This window comes from Glaciihabitans sp. UYNi722 (assembly GCF_040549465.1).
Lineage (GTDB): Bacteria > Actinomycetota > Actinomycetes > Actinomycetales > Microbacteriaceae > Lacisediminihabitans.
Window position 1 is genome coordinate 35761 of sequence record NZ_JBEPTL010000024.1, and the last position, 14990, is coordinate 50750.

At 64.0% G+C, this 14990-nt stretch carries 16 protein-coding genes, 2 tRNA genes and 1 pseudogene; 3 read left to right on the plus strand and 16 right to left on the minus strand.

The features are described from left to right. Positions 1-2: 2 nt before the first annotated feature. Entirely contained in the window at positions 3-617 is a 615-nt protein-coding gene (locus ABIB56_RS15340; RefSeq protein WP_354570097.1) for a copper resistance CopC family protein, read from the plus strand. A 70-nt stretch (positions 618-687) separates the two neighbouring features. Here the strand turns inward: ABIB56_RS15340 and ABIB56_RS15345 are convergent, their stop codons facing one another. The 11 genes from ABIB56_RS15345 to ABIB56_RS15395 all read right to left on the minus strand — a co-directional run bounded on the left by ABIB56_RS15345 (position 688) and on the right by ABIB56_RS15395 (position 9754). Further along, positions 688-1356: an ATP-dependent Clp protease proteolytic subunit gene (locus ABIB56_RS15345; RefSeq protein WP_354570113.1), complete on the minus strand. Its 669-nt coding sequence runs from the start codon at positions 1354-1356 to the stop codon at positions 688-690. Between the two features lie 17 nt (positions 1357-1373). After that, positions 1374-1970 (minus strand): ATP-dependent Clp protease proteolytic subunit, encoded by a 597-nt coding sequence (locus ABIB56_RS15350; RefSeq protein ID WP_354570098.1) that lies wholly within the window; start codon positions 1968-1970, stop codon positions 1374-1376. A gap of 129 nt (positions 1971-2099) precedes the next feature. Then, on the minus strand, positions 2100-3023 hold the full coding sequence (locus ABIB56_RS15355) for a ferredoxin family protein (RefSeq protein ID WP_354570099.1): 924 nt from the start codon (positions 3021-3023) through the stop codon (positions 2100-2102). Then, positions 3020-4210, minus strand: coding sequence for a cupin domain-containing protein (locus ABIB56_RS15360; protein WP_354570100.1), 1191 nt, complete (start codon positions 4208-4210; stop codon positions 3020-3022). Before ABIB56_RS15360 ends, ABIB56_RS15355 begins: the two co-directional genes overlap by 4 nt. A gap of 80 nt (positions 4211-4290) precedes the next feature. Then, complete coding sequence (locus tag ABIB56_RS15365; protein ID WP_354570101.1) at positions 4291-4545, minus strand: BatC protein; 255 nt, start codon at positions 4543-4545, stop codon at positions 4291-4293. 196 nt (positions 4546-4741) lie between these two features. Continuing rightward, positions 4742-5602, minus strand: a complete 861-nt coding sequence (locus ABIB56_RS15370) for a MurR/RpiR family transcriptional regulator (protein ID WP_354570102.1) — start codon at positions 5600-5602, stop codon at positions 4742-4744. Then, a complete protein-coding gene (gene phnE, locus ABIB56_RS15375) occupies positions 5586-6422 on the minus strand; it encodes a phosphonate ABC transporter, permease protein PhnE (protein ID WP_354570103.1) in 837 nt (278 codons plus the stop codon). The genes ABIB56_RS15370 and phnE (ABIB56_RS15375) overlap by 17 nt, the downstream gene beginning before the upstream one ends. Continuing rightward, positions 6419-7213 carry a phosphonate ABC transporter, permease protein PhnE gene (gene phnE, locus ABIB56_RS15380; protein WP_354570104.1) on the minus strand — a complete coding sequence of 265 codons (795 nt, stop codon included), beginning with the start codon at positions 7211-7213 and terminating at the stop codon, positions 6419-6421. Before phnE (ABIB56_RS15380) ends, phnE (ABIB56_RS15375) begins: the two co-directional genes overlap by 4 nt. Further along, entirely contained in the window at positions 7210-8034 is an 825-nt protein-coding gene (gene phnC, locus ABIB56_RS15385) for a phosphonate ABC transporter ATP-binding protein (protein ID WP_354570105.1), read from the minus strand. Before phnC ends, phnE (ABIB56_RS15380) begins: the two co-directional genes overlap by 4 nt. A 3-nt stretch (positions 8035-8037) precedes the next feature. Further along, the gene (phnD, locus tag ABIB56_RS15390; RefSeq protein ID WP_354570106.1) at positions 8038-9012 is read right to left on the minus strand and encodes a phosphate/phosphite/phosphonate ABC transporter substrate-binding protein; all 975 of its coding nucleotides are present in this window, start codon (positions 9010-9012) and stop codon (positions 8038-8040) included. Positions 9013-9016: 4 nt separating this feature from the next. Further along, positions 9017-9754: an HAD family hydrolase gene (locus ABIB56_RS15395; protein ID WP_354570107.1), complete on the minus strand. Its 738-nt coding sequence runs from the start codon at positions 9752-9754 to the stop codon at positions 9017-9019. A gap of 141 nt (positions 9755-9895) precedes the next feature. Between ABIB56_RS15395 and ABIB56_RS15400 the strand changes: the two genes are divergently transcribed. Next, on the plus strand, positions 9896-10516 hold the full coding sequence (locus tag ABIB56_RS15400; RefSeq protein WP_354570108.1) for an amino acid deaminase: 621 nt from the start codon (positions 9896-9898) through the stop codon (positions 10514-10516). 254 nt (positions 10517-10770) lie between these two features. Here the strand turns inward: ABIB56_RS15400 and tig are convergent, their stop codons facing one another. After that, positions 10771-12186, minus strand: a complete 1416-nt coding sequence (tig, locus tag ABIB56_RS15405) for a trigger factor (RefSeq protein WP_354570109.1) — start codon at positions 12184-12186, stop codon at positions 10771-10773. A 42-nt stretch (positions 12187-12228) separates the two neighbouring features. Next, a tRNA-Pro gene (locus tag ABIB56_RS15410) sits at positions 12229-12302 on the minus strand. Between the two features lie 163 nt (positions 12303-12465). On the opposite strand from ABIB56_RS15410, the gene ABIB56_RS15415 reads away from it, so the two are divergent. Beyond that, positions 12466-12539 (plus strand) — tRNA-Gly (locus ABIB56_RS15415). 639 nt (positions 12540-13178) lie between these two features. Here the strand turns inward: ABIB56_RS15415 and ABIB56_RS15420 are convergent. The 3 genes and pseudogenes from ABIB56_RS15420 to ABIB56_RS15430 form a co-directional block, all read right to left on the minus strand. After that, positions 13179-13403, minus strand: a complete 225-nt coding sequence (locus ABIB56_RS15420) for a M23 family metallopeptidase (protein WP_354570114.1) — start codon at positions 13401-13403, stop codon at positions 13179-13181. Between the two features lie 9 nt (positions 13404-13412). Further along, positions 13413-14483, minus strand: a complete 1071-nt coding sequence (locus ABIB56_RS15425; RefSeq protein WP_502917619.1) for an IS1595 family transposase — start codon at positions 14481-14483, stop codon at positions 13413-13415. 55 nt (positions 14484-14538) lie between these two features. After that, a pseudogene (locus ABIB56_RS15430) lies at positions 14539-14862 on the minus strand (transposase); the annotation flags it as partial. Positions 14863-14990: the final 128 nt, after the last annotated feature.

Genomic DNA, 14990 nt, shown 5'->3' on the forward strand with positions numbered 1-14990 from the left:
CCATGGCTACCCGCACTCAGCGATTTGGTTACGCCGCCTTCGCGGTGCTGGTAGCGACTGTGTCTGTGCTGGGGCTCGCCGCCCCGGCACAGGCGCACAACTACCTGGTGTCGTCTACGCCGGCGGCCGGTGAGACGCTCACCGAACTTCCGGCGGAATTCTCCGTAACGACCAACGATCTGCTGCTCAAGATCGGTAACGACGGATCGGGTTTCGCACTGCAGGTGCAGGATGCGAAGGGCTTGTACTACGGCGATGGATGCATCGCCGTCGACGGCCCGGGTATAACCACGGACGCAGCCCTCGGTGCGCCCGGCAAGTACACCGTCACTTGGCAGGTGATCTCGACAGATGGCCACACGGTGTCGAACGAGTTCAACTTCACCTGGCAACCCTCGTCGGCGGATGCCAAGGTCAGTACCGGCTCGAAAGCCGCCCCGGACTGCAACGGCACCCTGTCGCCGAACGCCTCCCCGCAACCCGACGCGACGGGCCAGAAGCCCGCCGTCTCCGACAACAGCCTGGGCACCGCGCTCTGGATCGGCGGCGCGGTCGTGGCCGTCGGTATCGCGGTCGTTGTCACCCTGCTGCTGACCAGCCGCAGGAAGAAGGCCTGACTCTCACCGGCTCGGGAACAACGACGAAGGGCCCGCAGCACGAATGCCGCGGGCCCTTAGTCGTTGACGACTACTTGGTGATCGCCGGGATGTTCTTGCGCGTGGTCAGAACCTGGTCGATGAGGCCGTATTCGAGAGCCTCCTGCCCGCTCAGGATCTTGTCGCGGTCGATGTCCTTATTAACCTGCTCGATCGTGCGGTTCGAGTGGCGCGACAGCGTCTCTTCGAGCCATTCGCGCATCCGCAGGATCTCCCGCGCCTGGATCTCGATGTCCGAGGCCTGTCCACGGCCGGCATCGCCGGTCGCGGGCTGGTGGATCAGGATGCGCGCGTTCGGCAGTGCGAGACGCATTCCCTGAGTACCAGCGGCGAGGATCACGGCGGCAGCCGAGGCCGCCTGGCCGAGAACCACTGTCTGGATCTGCGGACGCACGTACTGCATCGTGTCGTAGATCGCCGTCATCGCGGTGAACGAGCCACCGGGTGAGTTGATGTACATCGTGATGTCACGGTCGGGGTCCTGGCTCTCGAGCACGAGCAGCTGGGCCATGACGTCATCGGCCGACGCGTCGTCGATCTGCACGCCGAGGAAGATGATGCGATCCTCGAAGAGCTTCGCGTAAGGGTCCTGACGCTTGTACCCGTAGGCGGTACGTTCCTCGAAGGTCGGGAGAATGTAGCGCGCCTCCGCGCTCGGGCTGGCCATGCCGCCCGGTCCGTTGAAGTTGGTGAATTCCATGTCTGCCTTGCCCATCCCTACTTGGTAACGCTGTCGTCGGTTCCGCCGCCGCCGATAACCTCGGAGGCGAATTCGCGGAGGTGGTCGACAAAGCCGTAGTCGAGTGCCTGCTGCGCGGTGAACCAGTTGTCACGGTCACCGTCGATGATGACCTGCTCGACGGTCTTGCCGGTCTGCTCGGCCGTGAGCTCCGCCATCCGCTTCTTCATGTCGAGAATGAGGTTGGCCTGCGTCTGGATGTCTGCGGAGGTTCCGCCGAATCCACCGGACGGCTGGTGAAGTAGCACCCGGGCGTTCGGGGTGATGTACCGCTTGCCCTTGGTTCCGGAGGAAAGAAGGAACTGGCCCATCGAAGCCGCCATGCCGATTCCGACGGTGACGATGTCGTTCGGAACGAACTTCATCGTGTCGTAGATCGCCATGCCCGCGGTGATCGAGCCACCGGGTGAGTTGATGTACAGGAAGATGTCACGCTTCGGGTCTTCTGCCGCGAGCAGCAGGATCTTTGCGCAGATCTCGTTGGCGTTGTCGTCACGCACCTCTGAGCCAAGCCAGATGATGCGGTCCTTGAGGAGTTGGTCGAAAATGCTCGAGACCAATGCCGGTTGGGCCATTGTTGCGCTCCGTTTCAGTTATCGCTTGTTGTTGAATCTATAGGAGCCAACGCACCAGATATGCTCTGTTCGCCGACGGCAGAGCGCGGACGCGCTTCCGTCGCTACGACGGTTGGAAGGCAGCACCGGTCAGGATGCCGCGGGGCTGATCTCCCGCAGAGCGAATTCGCGCACGGGCGCCGCACGCACGGCTGAACACATGCTCAGCAGCGGCTCCGACAGGGTCGCGACGACATCGACGACCAGTTCGGTTCCGTCATGATCGAGAGTGACCGACCAGGTCGCGTCGCCCCTCTGCTCCGAGACGTAACGGAAGGCATCGACTCGATAGTCACCTGTTGCCTGGCTGGCGAACCCGACGGCTGCCTGCACCGCGTTCGGCAGCGACGTGCGGCCGCGAAAGAAGCGCGGGTCGGCGATCCCCGCGGTGTAGTTCTCGATCAGGGCGGATGCCGCATCCGCACGCATGCGGCCATAGAGCAGGCCGTGCGGAAAGACGATCATCGTCGCCGCGAATCGGTCGCCGCCGAGGTGCGAGCATTCCCAGGTCTGCTGGGGATACAGCTTCGCAAGAGCAGTGACCACCGGGCGGCCCTTCACCGCGCAGCACTGGTCGTGCCGTGCATGCGTGCAGACGCAGATCACCGGTTCGTCGGAGAGTTCACCTGTCGAACCGTCGAGGGGAATCTCGAGCAGTTCGAGTGGATCGTCCGCCACGCCCCAGCGCACCGACTCTTGACCCTGCCGCGCGTCGATCGCAGCCCAGCGCCAGCGCTTCTGTGCCCGCCTCTCGTCGGCCTTGCGGCCGGTGCGGCGGATGGCCAGTGGTCGGATGCCTGCACCCTCGATGCGTGAGACGAGACGCCGCGCCGCCTCAGGATCGAGCCGCGACTGGACGAAGGCGTGTTCGCCCCACGCCCCGTCGATCTCCACCAGGAACCAGCGTTCGCCGAAACCGGCCGTGCCGATCAGCGGATCGTCCCGTTCGAGCGATCGGTCGCTGCAGGGAATCCAACCTTCGATCGCTCCGGTGAGCAGCGTGGACACGGTCATCGCAGAACCAGGATGCCCTCGCGAAGGAGTCGTCTGGCGACCACGAGAGAGGAATCCGCGTCGAGGTCGACGAGGGCTGTCGCGGCCGTTGGCTCGCCGGACGCCAGCGACCGCACCGCTGCGGCTGCCTCGCCGGGCAGTGACACGGTTCGCTTCGCCAGCACGATGTGCACCTGATTCTCGCTCTCGTCGATCCGTCGCACCAGACCCTGCCGCCAGCTCACGATCGCGCTGTCGTCGAGGGAGGCCAGGGCTTCGACCGTCGAAATGGGCGAGACCGGCTCGGGCTGCGTGAAGTCCCGCAGCGTGCGGGTGAGCCGATCGCCGATCGGATCCGGGCGCTCTGCGGATGACCTGAGCTGGTCGGCGAGAGCGTCGACGGTCTCCTGCACCAGGGATTCGAGAGCCGCGGCATCCGTCGCGTCGAATCCGAGAGGAAGCGAGGATCGCAGGGCCGGGTCTGAAGCGGACTGGGCGACGAGCTGCTGCACGACATCCCAACGGTTGAGCGCCGAGACGCCGATGGTGAGATGGATCGAGGTGCCACCGAGGGCCGTAGCCGAATGGATCCAGCCTCGCGGCAGGTAGAGCACGTCACCGGGGCGGAAGGTTTCGTCGATGGCGGGTGTGCCCTCCGCCTGGCGGGCGACAGCCTCGCTGTGATCCGTCCACGGCTGGCTACGCAGCGGGTTTTCGTGCACCGGAGGATGGATCTTCCAGTGCTTCTCACCATGGATCTGGATCACGAAGACGTCGTGCACGTCGTAGTGCGGGTCGAAGCCGCGAGAGGATGCCGGGGTCACGTAGGCGTTCACCTGAGCTGGATGGGCGAGGTCAGCCACGAGATCGCGGGTGAAGTCGGCGATCGGCCGCCAGGTGCGGTGGAGCGCCTGCAGCACCAGGGTCGCGCCGGCCGCGAATTCCTGCAGCACCTTGCCGGAATCCAGCTGGTCGCCGATCTCGGCGCCGAAGCCGCCGCTGCTGGTATAGCGGGAGACGTCGAGCAGTTTTCCCTCATCGGCCATTCGCACGAACGGTGTTCGAATGGCGCGATCGGCAACCAGTTCGTCGACGGCGGCGAGGCTGAACAGGTCGCCGAAATCCTGGCCGAGCTCCTCAGCGCGCGACAGCAATGGTTTATGACTCCAGTAGTCGTCGGCGAACCTGTCGGCAGAAACGCTTGTCAATCGTGCGAGCGCGGGCCGGCGAACCGACCCGCGCCCGGCGTCACTGAATAACGCGGTGTCACCAGGTAACACTGTCAGGCTCAGGCAGAGCCGTCCGCGCCACCGTCTTGGCCGTCGGCGTCCGCACCGCCATCAGCGGTACCTTCGGCGTCAGCCGAACCGTCGGCTCCATCGTCATGGCCACCGGCGTTGGCACCGCCATCAGCTGTTCCCTCACCGGAGCCCGCCGAGCCGTCCGCGCCCTCATCGTGACCGTTGGCGCTGGCACCGCCATCAGCGGGACCCTCTTCCGCGGAGTGATCTGTGCTGCTGATGTCGTCATCGTTGATGCTCATGGTGAACCTCCGAACGTAGCTGAAGAGCGGCTTTTGTCGCCCGCATTCACCCTACGTCGCTCCCCCCACGCAGCGCAGTGGGTTGACAAAGTCGCGTCGCCGTTGTTCCTTTATGCGACATATGGTCCGGCTCGAACAGGAACAATGGTCCCCACAGGGAACACTCACATTTCGCGGCGACGCGAGCGAGGCCGGACTACTCGCTGAGGTTGTCGCTCAGGATCGCGAGCACCGTCGAACGGGTCTCGCGCGACCGGTCGCCGAGCCTGTCCGCCACCACTTCGACGAGCGATTCGAGCAGGATCACGTGCGGCACACGCGAGGTGTGCTCGAGCTCGTGTCGGAATGAACCCCTGGCGGGCGCGACCACCAGCGCGACATCGGCGAGCGTGACGAGCGGCGATGTCGCGAACGAGGTGACCACGATGAGCCTGGCGCCGGTCTGCCGCACAGCTCGCGCGGCCTTGAGACTCGACTCATTCGCCCCGCTGCCGCTCAGCACGACGGCCGCGTCGGTGGCGGTGAGGGTGCGCGCGGAGATCTGCTGACCGATCGGGTCTGCCACGAACTCCGTGGGGCGTCCGATGGCTGTGAGGCGCATGGACAGGTCGGAGGCCAGGGGCGACGAGAGCCCGTTGGCGAGAGCGAGCAGACGGGTCGCGCCAATCACGGTGGTCACGGCATCCTCCACCGCCTGTTCGCTGAGAACGCTGGCAATCTGGGGAAGGGATGCCGCGAGCGAATCGATGTCGGCCCGGATCACGCCGAGCGCCGACTCGCCGTAGTCGTGCGTGCCGGTGGAGGCCTGGGCGAGCTCACGGGTCAGAGCCACCCGAAGCTGCGGGAATCCTCGATAGCCGAGTGCCTGACAGGTGCGGATGACGGTGGAGCGCGCGACGCCGGCCCGATCTGCGAGATCCTGGGCTGTCATCTCGACCACGCCGTCTGGGTCCTCGACGATGAGCTCGACCACTCGGTGCTCGCTCGGCAGCAGTGAGTTGAGCACCGTGGCGATGCGCGTCGTGGCTGTCGCCTCGTCGTTACCGGTCCAGCTCACGAACGGTGGCCCCTTCTGTTATTCGGCGGCGAATCGCACCAGACACGGCGTCGATGCTCATCGTAACGACCACAACCACGAGAAGCAGTACGCCGACCACCGACCAGAGCCGGTACTGGGTGTACGACGTCAGCATGTCGCCGATTCCGCCAACGCCGATGAGGCCGAGAACAGCGGATGAGCGCACGTTGATCTCGAAACGGTAGAGCCAGAAGGAGATGAAGTCGGGGCTCACCGACGGCCAGACTCCCCAGCGGATCACCTCGGCCGTCGAACCGCCCGCGGCTCTAACTGCCTCGATGGGGCCGGGGTCGACACCCTCGATCGACTCGTAGCCCCACTTGCCCAGGGTGCCGACGCTGTTGACCGCGAGGGCCAGCGCGCCGGTGAGGGGCGTGAGTCCGGTGACCGACAGGATCACGATCGCGATGATGATCTCGGGAACCGCCCTGATGATCGCGAAGATCACCCGCAGTCCGACTCTGGCCGGGGCGGGCGAGAAGCCTCGCGCCGACAGGAAGCTCAGCGGCAACGAGATGATGAGCCCGATGACCGTGCCGACCCAGGCCATCTCCACCGATCGCCAGGTTTGGAAGAGCGCCTCCGGCAGCTTCGTCCAGTCCGGGTTGGAGAACATGAGCCACAGGTAGTGCACGATTTCGGCGGGGAGGCTGCCGAGCCTGCCCCAGTTGATGTCGATCGACCAGAAGGCGGCGACGACCACGAGGATGACGACGACGGTGATGGCCAGGCGCCCCCAGCGCTTCGGTCGGCTGGGAATCAGCAGTGGTGCCGTGCGGGACGGCCGGAGCGCGGTCATACCAGCCTCCGGCGAATGGCGTCGCTCACCGAGTCGATGATGACCACCACGATCAGGATCTCGAGGATGATGAGCGACAGCTGGTCGTAACGGTAGAAGGTGCGCACGGCGTCGATGAGCAGGCCGAGGCCACCGGCGCCGACCAGGCCGAGAACGGTGGAGGCACGAACGTTCAGTTCGAGCACATACAGCGTCTGGTTGATGAACGACGGTGCCGCATCGGTGAGGGCAATCGCCCGGTTGATCTGCAGTTGGGTGCCACCGGCGGCCTTGCCTGCCTCGAGCGGCCCGGCGTCATTGGCCTCGATGGTTTCGGAGACCATCTTCACGATGATGCCGATGTTGAACAGCAGCAGCGCGATGATGCCGGGGAGAGCGCCGACGCCTACCATCGCGACGAGTACCGAGGCGTAGAGCAGGTCGGGAATCGAGCGCACGATGTTGAGGATGGTGCGCAGGATGCCACGGCCCCAGCGGTTCGGATTGGTCAGCCGCGCCGCCCAGAGACACAGCGGAAGCGAGATGGCCGAGCCGACGAAGGTCGCGATCACGGCCATCTCGAGGGTCTCGAGCAACGGTGGGATCGTTCGGGGAAAGAAGGCCCAGTCTGGCTGCAGCATGGCGAAGATCTTGTTCGCGCCGTTCTGCCAATTGCGGGCGATCGCATCGAAGCTGAAAGCGATACCCAGCTGCGGGCTCAGGGTGATTGCGGTGATGACCACGATCACCGCAAGGGCGAACCACGGTTTCCATCGTCCGCGCGGTCTCGGCGGCAGCTCGAGATCGGTCATGCGCCGAGTACGTCCTCGTGCTCGATGGATCGACCGTAGATGTTCTCGAAGACCTCGTCGCTTGCGGTGGCCGCGGGGCCGTCGTAGACGACCTCCCCCGCGCGCAATCCGATCAGTCGCGTGCCGTATTGCCGTGCGAGGTCGAGCAGGTGCAGGTTGGTCAGCACGGTGATGCCGAGCTCATGGTTGATGCGACGCAGATCCCCCATCACCCCGATGGCTGTCGGCGGATCGAGGCTCGCTACTGGCTCGTCCGCGAGCACGAGCTTCGGCTGCTGCGCGAGCGCCCTGGCGATGGCCACCCGCTGCTGCTGCCCGCCGGAAAGAGTCGATGCTCGGTCATATGCCTTCGCGAGAATACCGACGCTGTCGAGCGCCTCGAAGGCGATCTGCTTGTCATCGGAGAGATACAGCCCGAGAAGCGTGCGCCAGGTCGGCGTGTGGGCAAGACGTCCAACAAGCACATTATTGAGCACGCTGGTACGCCTGGCGAGGTTGAAGCTCTGGAAGATCATGCCGATCTCGCCGCGGAGTCGACGCAGTTCGCGTCCGCGCAGGGACTCGAGGTGGCGCCCGCCGACCTCGAGCGACCCCGAGGTGATCGGCACGAGTCCGTTGATGGTGCGAATCATGCTGCTCTTGCCCGAGCCGGACAGCCCGACCACCGAGACCATCTCCCCGGCCTCGATGTCGAGTGTCACCCTGTTCAACGCGACGACCCCGTTCGGATACCGCACGGTGACATCCCGCATCCGAATCGACCATGGCGCGGAGGCCGGAGCGATAGCTCCGGCCTCCGCGTTCGAACTGACGTCGGTCATGGACTACTGCAGACCGAGTTTCTTGGCGGCATCCGCGACCACAGTGAGGGTCTTGGGGTTCGCCGGTGCGAGCTTGGTGATCGAGTAGATCGAGGTGAGCACCTTCGATCCGGCATCCGTGTCCGAGTAGTCCTCGAGCGCCTTGGTGATCTTCTTCTGCAGCTTCGGCGAGAGGTCCTTGGTGAGGGCGACTCCATCGTTCGGGATCTCGTCGGTCAGCGCGAAGACGACGACCTTCTGGCCGACGTCGGGCTTGTCGCTCTTCACGATGTCTCTGGCATCCCAGAAACTGAAGCCGACTTCGGCGTCACCGTTGTATACGGCCAGAACTGAGGCGTCGTTGGCGGTGACCGGGATCTGCTGGATGTCGCTGTCGGTGTTGAACCCGGCATTCTTCAGCGCCAGGATCGGGTAGATGTAGCCGGCAGGAGATCCTGGGCCGAGAACGGCGACCTTCGCGCCCTTGACCTTCTTGATCGAGCTGAGACCGGCCGGGCCCTTGAGAGCGTCGGCGCCATTGCAGAACAGTTTGCCGTCGCGCTCGACAGGCTTGTCGGTGCAGTACTTGTCGGGGTTGTTGGTCATGAACTGCGCCGGATAGGTGATGTTGCCGTTGCGCTCGGTCTGCAGCACCACGGATGCCTTGTACATGTCGCTCGCCTGCCAGAGCTGCAGCGAGGGAAGGAATCCGATCTGGGCCTGCCCGGCACCCATGGCTTCGACGGCAGCCTGGTAGTCCTTCGACACGACGCCGGTGACCGGCATGCCGAGGGCCTTGGTGAGCATATCGGTGAGCGGCTTGGCGGTGTTCACCAGGCCGGCCTGATCCTGCGAGGGAACGAGCGCGAGGGTGAGCGACTTCGGGTCGGCGGCCGGCTTGTCGTTGCTCGCCGAACCTGCGGATGCCGAACAACCGGCGAGAGCGACCATGGCGACGGATGCCGTGGCTGTGAAGACGAGTGCCTTTCTGTAATTCACGTTTCTACCTTCGATCGAGTGTTGGTGAGGAGGAGGTGGTGCGGTGTGGCGGTGATGCGGGGGAAGAAAGCCAGGAGGTCAGGGCCGGGTAGAGCTCCTCGAGGGAGTCGGCCCGGAAGGTGGGGGTGGCTGCGGGGTCGGCCCGCGGTCCGACGAGAGCGGTGCTGGCTCCCCTGCGGTACGCGGGCTCGAGGTCGTTCTGCCAGACATCGCCGATGCTGAGCATGGCGGTCGCGGCATCCGGAACACCCTCGAGAAGTTCGTCGAGGATCGTCTCGAAGCCGAGCGGTTTGCCCACCGAGGTGTAGACGGCGTCGAAGAGATCGTCGAGCCCGAGAACGTCCAGCGCTTCGGCGATGTTGGTCGCCGGGGCGTTGGTGGCCAGCACGAGACGAGCCGACTCCCGCACCGTGCCGAGGAATGCGGCGAGGCCCTCTGGTGCCACCACGGGGGCATGCTCTGTGGCGAGCTCTCCCCTGCTGAGATCGTAGGCGCGGGAGTGGTTCTCCAAAGAGACATCGTGCCGCTGGGACAGCAGGCGCACGAGGTCGTAGCCGTCGATCGGGTTTACTCCGAGGGTGGTCTCGCCGAGCAGTCCGGCATCGACCTCGTCGAGAAAGTTGGCACGATCAGCAGGCGAGAGAGATTCGGCGACGAAACGCGCATAGGAACGAACCGGTCCGTCACCGAGGGAGACTGTCCCGTCGAAGTCGAAGACCAACACCCGTTCACGCACCGTCACGATCATCCTTTCGCGTGCCTCCAGCGATCGTGGACGCAATGTCCACAGTAGAAGTATTTGAGCGACGAAATGACTTTCGTTGCGTTAACAGCTCGTAAACGTTGCGTAGAGCGTCACCCACGAGGTCCGTACGATGGGCGGATGATGTTCGAGCAGATCGCCGACGACACCCGCGCCCGACGTTTCGATGCCTGGGGCATGTCGACGGTGATCGACGAGAACATCGACGCTCCGGTGATCGAGCCCGAAGTCTTCGAGCAGCTGCACGAGGCGGCGTCCATCACCGCGACCTGGCCGATCGGCAACGCCGGACTCCTCCACGTCTACGGCTACCTGCTGTCAACCATCGAGACACCGTACGGGCTGAAACGCGACAGGTGGCTCGACGGCGAGCTCGCCATTGCGCTCGGCCTGTCACCCGACGCGTTCCTGCTCGAGAGTGCCGCGGATGCCGGGGAGACGGTGCTGCAACGCGTCACCGAATCGGTGCTTCCGCGCCTCGAACACTCCCCCGACTCCCTGTTCCTGCGTGACGAACTGTCCGACGACGGACAGGTGTTCCGCACCCTGGTGCTCCCTCCGGTCGGTCGGCAGTCGGCGCTGCTGTACGGGGTGCACGATGGCGACCGGATGCGGGCGATCACCGCGTTTCCGGTGACGCCGTCATCCCATTTCCTCAGCTCGCTCGCCCAGCAACCTGCCCGGATGCGCTACAACGCCGCGACCACCTCGCTGCCACCGCGGTCACCCCTCACCTCCTGAGAGTCCGCGCCGACCCGAGTGCCAAATAGTTCGACCCGAGTGCCAAATGCGTCGACCCGAGTGCCAAATGAAGGCACTCGTGCCCGTTCTGGAGATCCGCACCCGAAGAACGCGGCGGGTGCGGGCGAGTGTGCCTTCATTTGGCACTGGAGGCACACCACCTTTGGGCTGACCCACTCGGGCGACGCGAGCGCTCATCAGCCATGAGATGACGAAGGGCCCGCCACCGCAGCGACGGGCCCTTCCTTCAGGCGTTATTTGTGGTCGTGACCGTAGTGCTCGTTGTTCGACTTGCGTCCGTGACTGTCACGGCCGCCGTCCGCGTGCTCGTGGCCCTCATGCGAGTCAGCGTTGGCGAGCAGGTCTGCGGAGTCGGAGTCATCATCCGAGTCGGCCAACGGTGCGGCGAACTCTGAGATGTCAACGGCGGCACCATTCGAGTCGACCACCTTGGCCTTCGACAGGATGATTGCCAGTGCCTTGCCGCGAGCGACCTCACCGATCATGCCGGGAATCTGGCCGTTCTGGTCGAGCACCTTGATGAACTCGCCGGGCTCCATGTTGTACTGGGCCGCTCCCTGCACGAGGTACTGGGTGAGTTCGTCCTGGCTGACCTTGATCTCTTCAGCCTCCGCGATGGTATCGAGCAGAATCTGGCTGCGGAAGGTCTTCTCGCTGGACTCTGTGACCTCCGCGCGGTGCTCGTCGTCTTCGAGGCGCTGCTCGTTTTCGAGGTGACGATGCACCTCGTCGAGCACGAGCTGCTCCGGCACCGGAATGTCGAGCGACTCGAGCAGCTTGTCGACGACCTGGTCACGAGCCTGTGCGCCCTGGCCGAACACCTTCGACTTGCTCACCTGCTCGCGGATGTCGGCCTTCAGCTCGTCGATGGTGTCGAACTGGCTGGCGATCTGCGCGAAGTCGTCGTCGGCCGTCGGAAGCTCGCGCTCCTTGACGGCGAGGAGCTTCACGGTGATCTCAGCGGACTCGCCCTCGTTGTCGCCGCCGAGCAGCTTCGACTCGAAGACCGTGGTCTCGTCGGCACTCAGGCCGTCGAGGGCCTCGTCGATGCCCTCGATCAGGTCGCCCGATCCGACCTCGTAGGAGATCGCGTTGGCCGTGTCGACCTCGTTGCCTGCGATGATCGCGACCAGGTCGATCTGGGCGAAGTCGCCGGTCTTGGCCGGACGGTCGACCGTGATCAGGGTGCCGAAGCGGGTCAGCAGGTTCTGCAGCTCGGTCTCGACCTCGTCATCCGTGACCTCGATGGCATCGACGGTCAGCTCGATGCCGTCGAGGTTCGGCAGTTCGAAGTCGGGGCGCACGTCGACCTCGACGGTCACCTTGAGTTCGCCGCTGAAGTCTTTGACGTCGGGGAGTTCCGTGACGTCGGCCTCCGGACGACCGAGAGGGCGGATCTTCTCCTCTTCGATGGCCTGGCGGTAGAACTTGTCCAGTCCGTCGCTGACCGCGTGGTTGAGCACCTCATCGCGACCGACGCGCTGGTCGATGATGGGCGGCGGAACCTTGCCCTTGCGGAAGCCGGGGATGTTGACCGACTCCGCGATGTGGCTGTAGGCGTGATCAATGCTGGGCTTGAGCTCCTCGGGAGTGACTGAGATGCTCAGCTTCACTCGGGTGGGGCTCAGCTTGTCAACCGTGGTCTTCACGATGGTTCTCCTGCTTACTATCTGGTGTGTTGAAGGGCCGTGTCGGGATGACAGGAGTCGAACCTGCGACATCTCGGCCCCAAACCGAGCACTCTACCAAGCTGAGCTACATCCCGTGATATGCACTGAGGCCGAGCGGATGACATAAGTCGGTTCCGAAAATAAGCCTCGGCAATCCTACCGCACTGTTTGCTGGTCCCTGAGTGTGTGTTCGCATCGAGCGTTCCGGGTATGTATTAGGCTGGCTACCGCGCGATTGGCCCCCGGGCCGAAGCCCATGGGGATGTAGCTCAATGGTAGAGCCTCAGTTTTCCAAACTGATGGCGCGGGTTCGATTCCCGTCATCCCCTCCAAGTAAACGCTGGGCAGCAGGCCCACTGCAACTTCTCATGTAACTCCTCAAGCGGATTGATCCTCAGTGATTAGTTGTTGAAACCTTCGCATAATTCCTGACACTGGTGTCAATTGCGTTGGGAGCAACTATTGGCTGGTCAAAGCCCGGTTTCATGGGCCACGGAACACCGACGAGCTACCCGGCGCGAAGGCCCGCCGACGGCGCGTTACGATCACCGTCGCGGGAGGAATTGTGACATCGAGTGCCTGGTGGGTGGGCGAAAACGGCCCAGACCGCTTCCACCTATCCAATCGCGCGACGGACTGGATTGAAGAAATCGCAAACGAAGAGCACTGACCAGGAACCTCAGATCACCTGGATCCATGACGGTCCGTTGAAATTGAAGTCCACGAGTCGGGACCTTTTAAGGTTCGGCCTACGGGCATACGATCGGATTGAGTAGGAGTCCAGATCTCACTCTCACGAATGTTTGTGATCGCGGGAGACGACGGGTGGAACTCCTCCTCTCACCTTAAAGAAATCGGCACGAATTCTGGGACGGTACAGATTCTCTTGAAAAACAAGGTCATTGTTTTGTCGTCTTGTGTGAGGCGGACCCGGAGGTGTGAGGATCAGGTCCGATGGTGGGTTTAGGCGTTCACCCCAGCGTGATTCCGCGCTGTTGCATGAACGGGACCGGATCGAATGCCACTCCCCCCGATCGGATTTCGAAATGGAGGTGACACCCTGTGGACCCTCCGGTGCTTCCGGTGCGGGCGATCAGTTGGCCGGCAGTGACTGTTTGCCCGTCAGACACCAGCCGACCACCATCGATTATGTGTGCGTAGGCGGACTGGATGCCGTTTCCATGATCGAGAATTATGAAAAGTGGCTATCCATGTAACTGCCACGATTGCGCGGCTCGGGCAGATCGCCAGGGTCGTTTGAGTGGTGGCCCGGTGAGGGTGCGTGGCAGAGCGTGTGGTGCTTGCGGCGGGACAGGGACCAGTCGCGGCTTGCGGTGGATGACGGCAAGGTCCGTGTATGGGGCCGGGTGGCCAGCAACAGCTGATTCGAGTAGCCGGAGAAACAGCATGCCCCTGGTGTGCGAGTTGCGGCGGTTGAAGCGGAACACGAACTCGTCCAGATACGCCTGGAGGTGTTCCGGTTGCACGCTGCCTTGATAGGTTCCCTCAAGGACCCGCTTGCTCAGCGAGAACAGACGATGCACCCCCGGCAACGATACGTGCGCGGGCTGCACCGACGCTGACACATTTCGCACCTCATGGGCCACCCCGGCCGCCGCGGTCGCGGCGGGATAGGAACGCCACGCGTCCGTGATCACTGTCGCTCCGAGTGTTACGTGATCGCGGAGGAAGATCTCAAGGCTCGCCGACGACGCATCGGCAATGACCTGTAGTCGGGCCCTGCCCATCCCTCTGCCCCGCCGTTCGACCGCCCCCGCCACCAGCGTTTTACCGGCGGCGCCTCGCCCGGTCAGGCCGGGCTTGCCCGCCCCTCCGACGTAGGTCTCGTCGATTTCGATCTGACCAGTCAACCGCTTGCGCCCGGATTGGCTCATCACCGTTCGCAGCTTATGAGTCATCGTCCACGCGGTCTGGTAGCTGCCCAGATCCGTCACCCGCTGCAGGTTCAGCGCCGACAGCCCCTGCTTCGACACCATCTTCAGCCATGCCGCCTCGAACCAGACGGTCAACGGGGTGCGGGTGCGGTGGAACACCGTCTGGGAGGTCACGCTGACCCGGCGTCGACAACCGTTGCACCGATAGATGCTGGCAGTGGCGGACCAATCCCCAACGTCCGCGCACCACGGGCAGACGAATCCGTCGGGCCATCGCAACCAGTCCAGATAGTCAACGCAGTCAGCGTCCGACCGGAACCAGGCCCGCAACTCCGGCAGCGATCCCGGAAAGTCGCGACCCTCCACCGGCGCCTCCAGCATGATCGGCACGATACCCACAGCCCCCGACATCGTGGCAGTTACATGGATAGCCACTTCCCATAATTGTTAAGACGACCTCCGTTCTCGCCAGACGCCGTTGCGTCGTTTCCAACTTGCGCCGCAACCGTGCGATCTCGGCCTGCTCCGGAGTTAACCGGCCAATCCTGTCCCCGGGCTTCTTCCCCGCCAACACACCGGCATCACGCAGCCTTCGCCACTCGGTGATCTGGGAGGAATAGATCCCCTCCTCCCGCAGATACGCACCACCTCCACTGTTCGAGATGGCGGCCTCATACGCGGCCAGATGATCAAGTTTCTGCGCCGGGGTAAACGACCTCCTCGAGGTCGGACCGCCAGCACGGGGTCCGGGACTACTCATATGACTATCGTCGCGCACGGCGATCAAAGGCCAACTAGATGAGTGAGTCCTAATGGTCGTAGGCGATGAGAGATCGTTTGTGGTGGGCTCCGATGAGCCAGTTGTGCCAGATTCCGGCGGCGAGAGCA

Bases quoted from the DNA above. Each gene is read 5' to 3' on its own strand.
- ABIB56_RS15425 (WP_502917619.1), bottom strand. From the start codon at position 14,483: ATGCTGGAGGCGCCGGTGGAGGGTCGCGACTTTCCGGGATCGCTGCCG.
- phnE (WP_354570103.1), bottom strand. From the start codon at position 6,422: ATGACCGCGCTCCGGCCGTCCCGCACGGCACCACTGCTGATTCCCAGC.
- ABIB56_RS15350 (WP_354570098.1), bottom strand. From the start codon at position 1,970: ATGGCCCAACCGGCATTGGTCTCGAGCATTTTCGACCAACTCCTCAAG.
- ABIB56_RS15365 (WP_354570101.1), bottom strand. From the start codon at position 4,545: ATGAGCATCAACGATGACGACATCAGCAGCACAGATCACTCCGCGGAA.
- ABIB56_RS15400 (WP_354570108.1), top strand. From the start codon at position 9,896: ATGATGTTCGAGCAGATCGCCGACGACACCCGCGCCCGACGTTTCGAT.
- ABIB56_RS15355 (WP_354570099.1), bottom strand. From the start codon at position 3,023: ATGACCGTGTCCACGCTGCTCACCGGAGCGATCGAAGGTTGGATTCCC.
- phnC (WP_354570105.1), bottom strand. From the start codon at position 8,034: ATGACCGACGTCAGTTCGAACGCGGAGGCCGGAGCTATCGCTCCGGCC.
- ABIB56_RS15345 (WP_354570113.1), bottom strand. From the start codon at position 1,356: ATGGAATTCACCAACTTCAACGGACCGGGCGGCATGGCCAGCCCGAGC.
- ABIB56_RS15340 (WP_354570097.1), top strand. From the start codon at position 3: ATGGCTACCCGCACTCAGCGATTTGGTTACGCCGCCTTCGCGGTGCTG.
- phnE (WP_354570104.1), bottom strand. From the start codon at position 7,213: ATGACCGATCTCGAGCTGCCGCCGAGACCGCGCGGACGATGGAAACCG.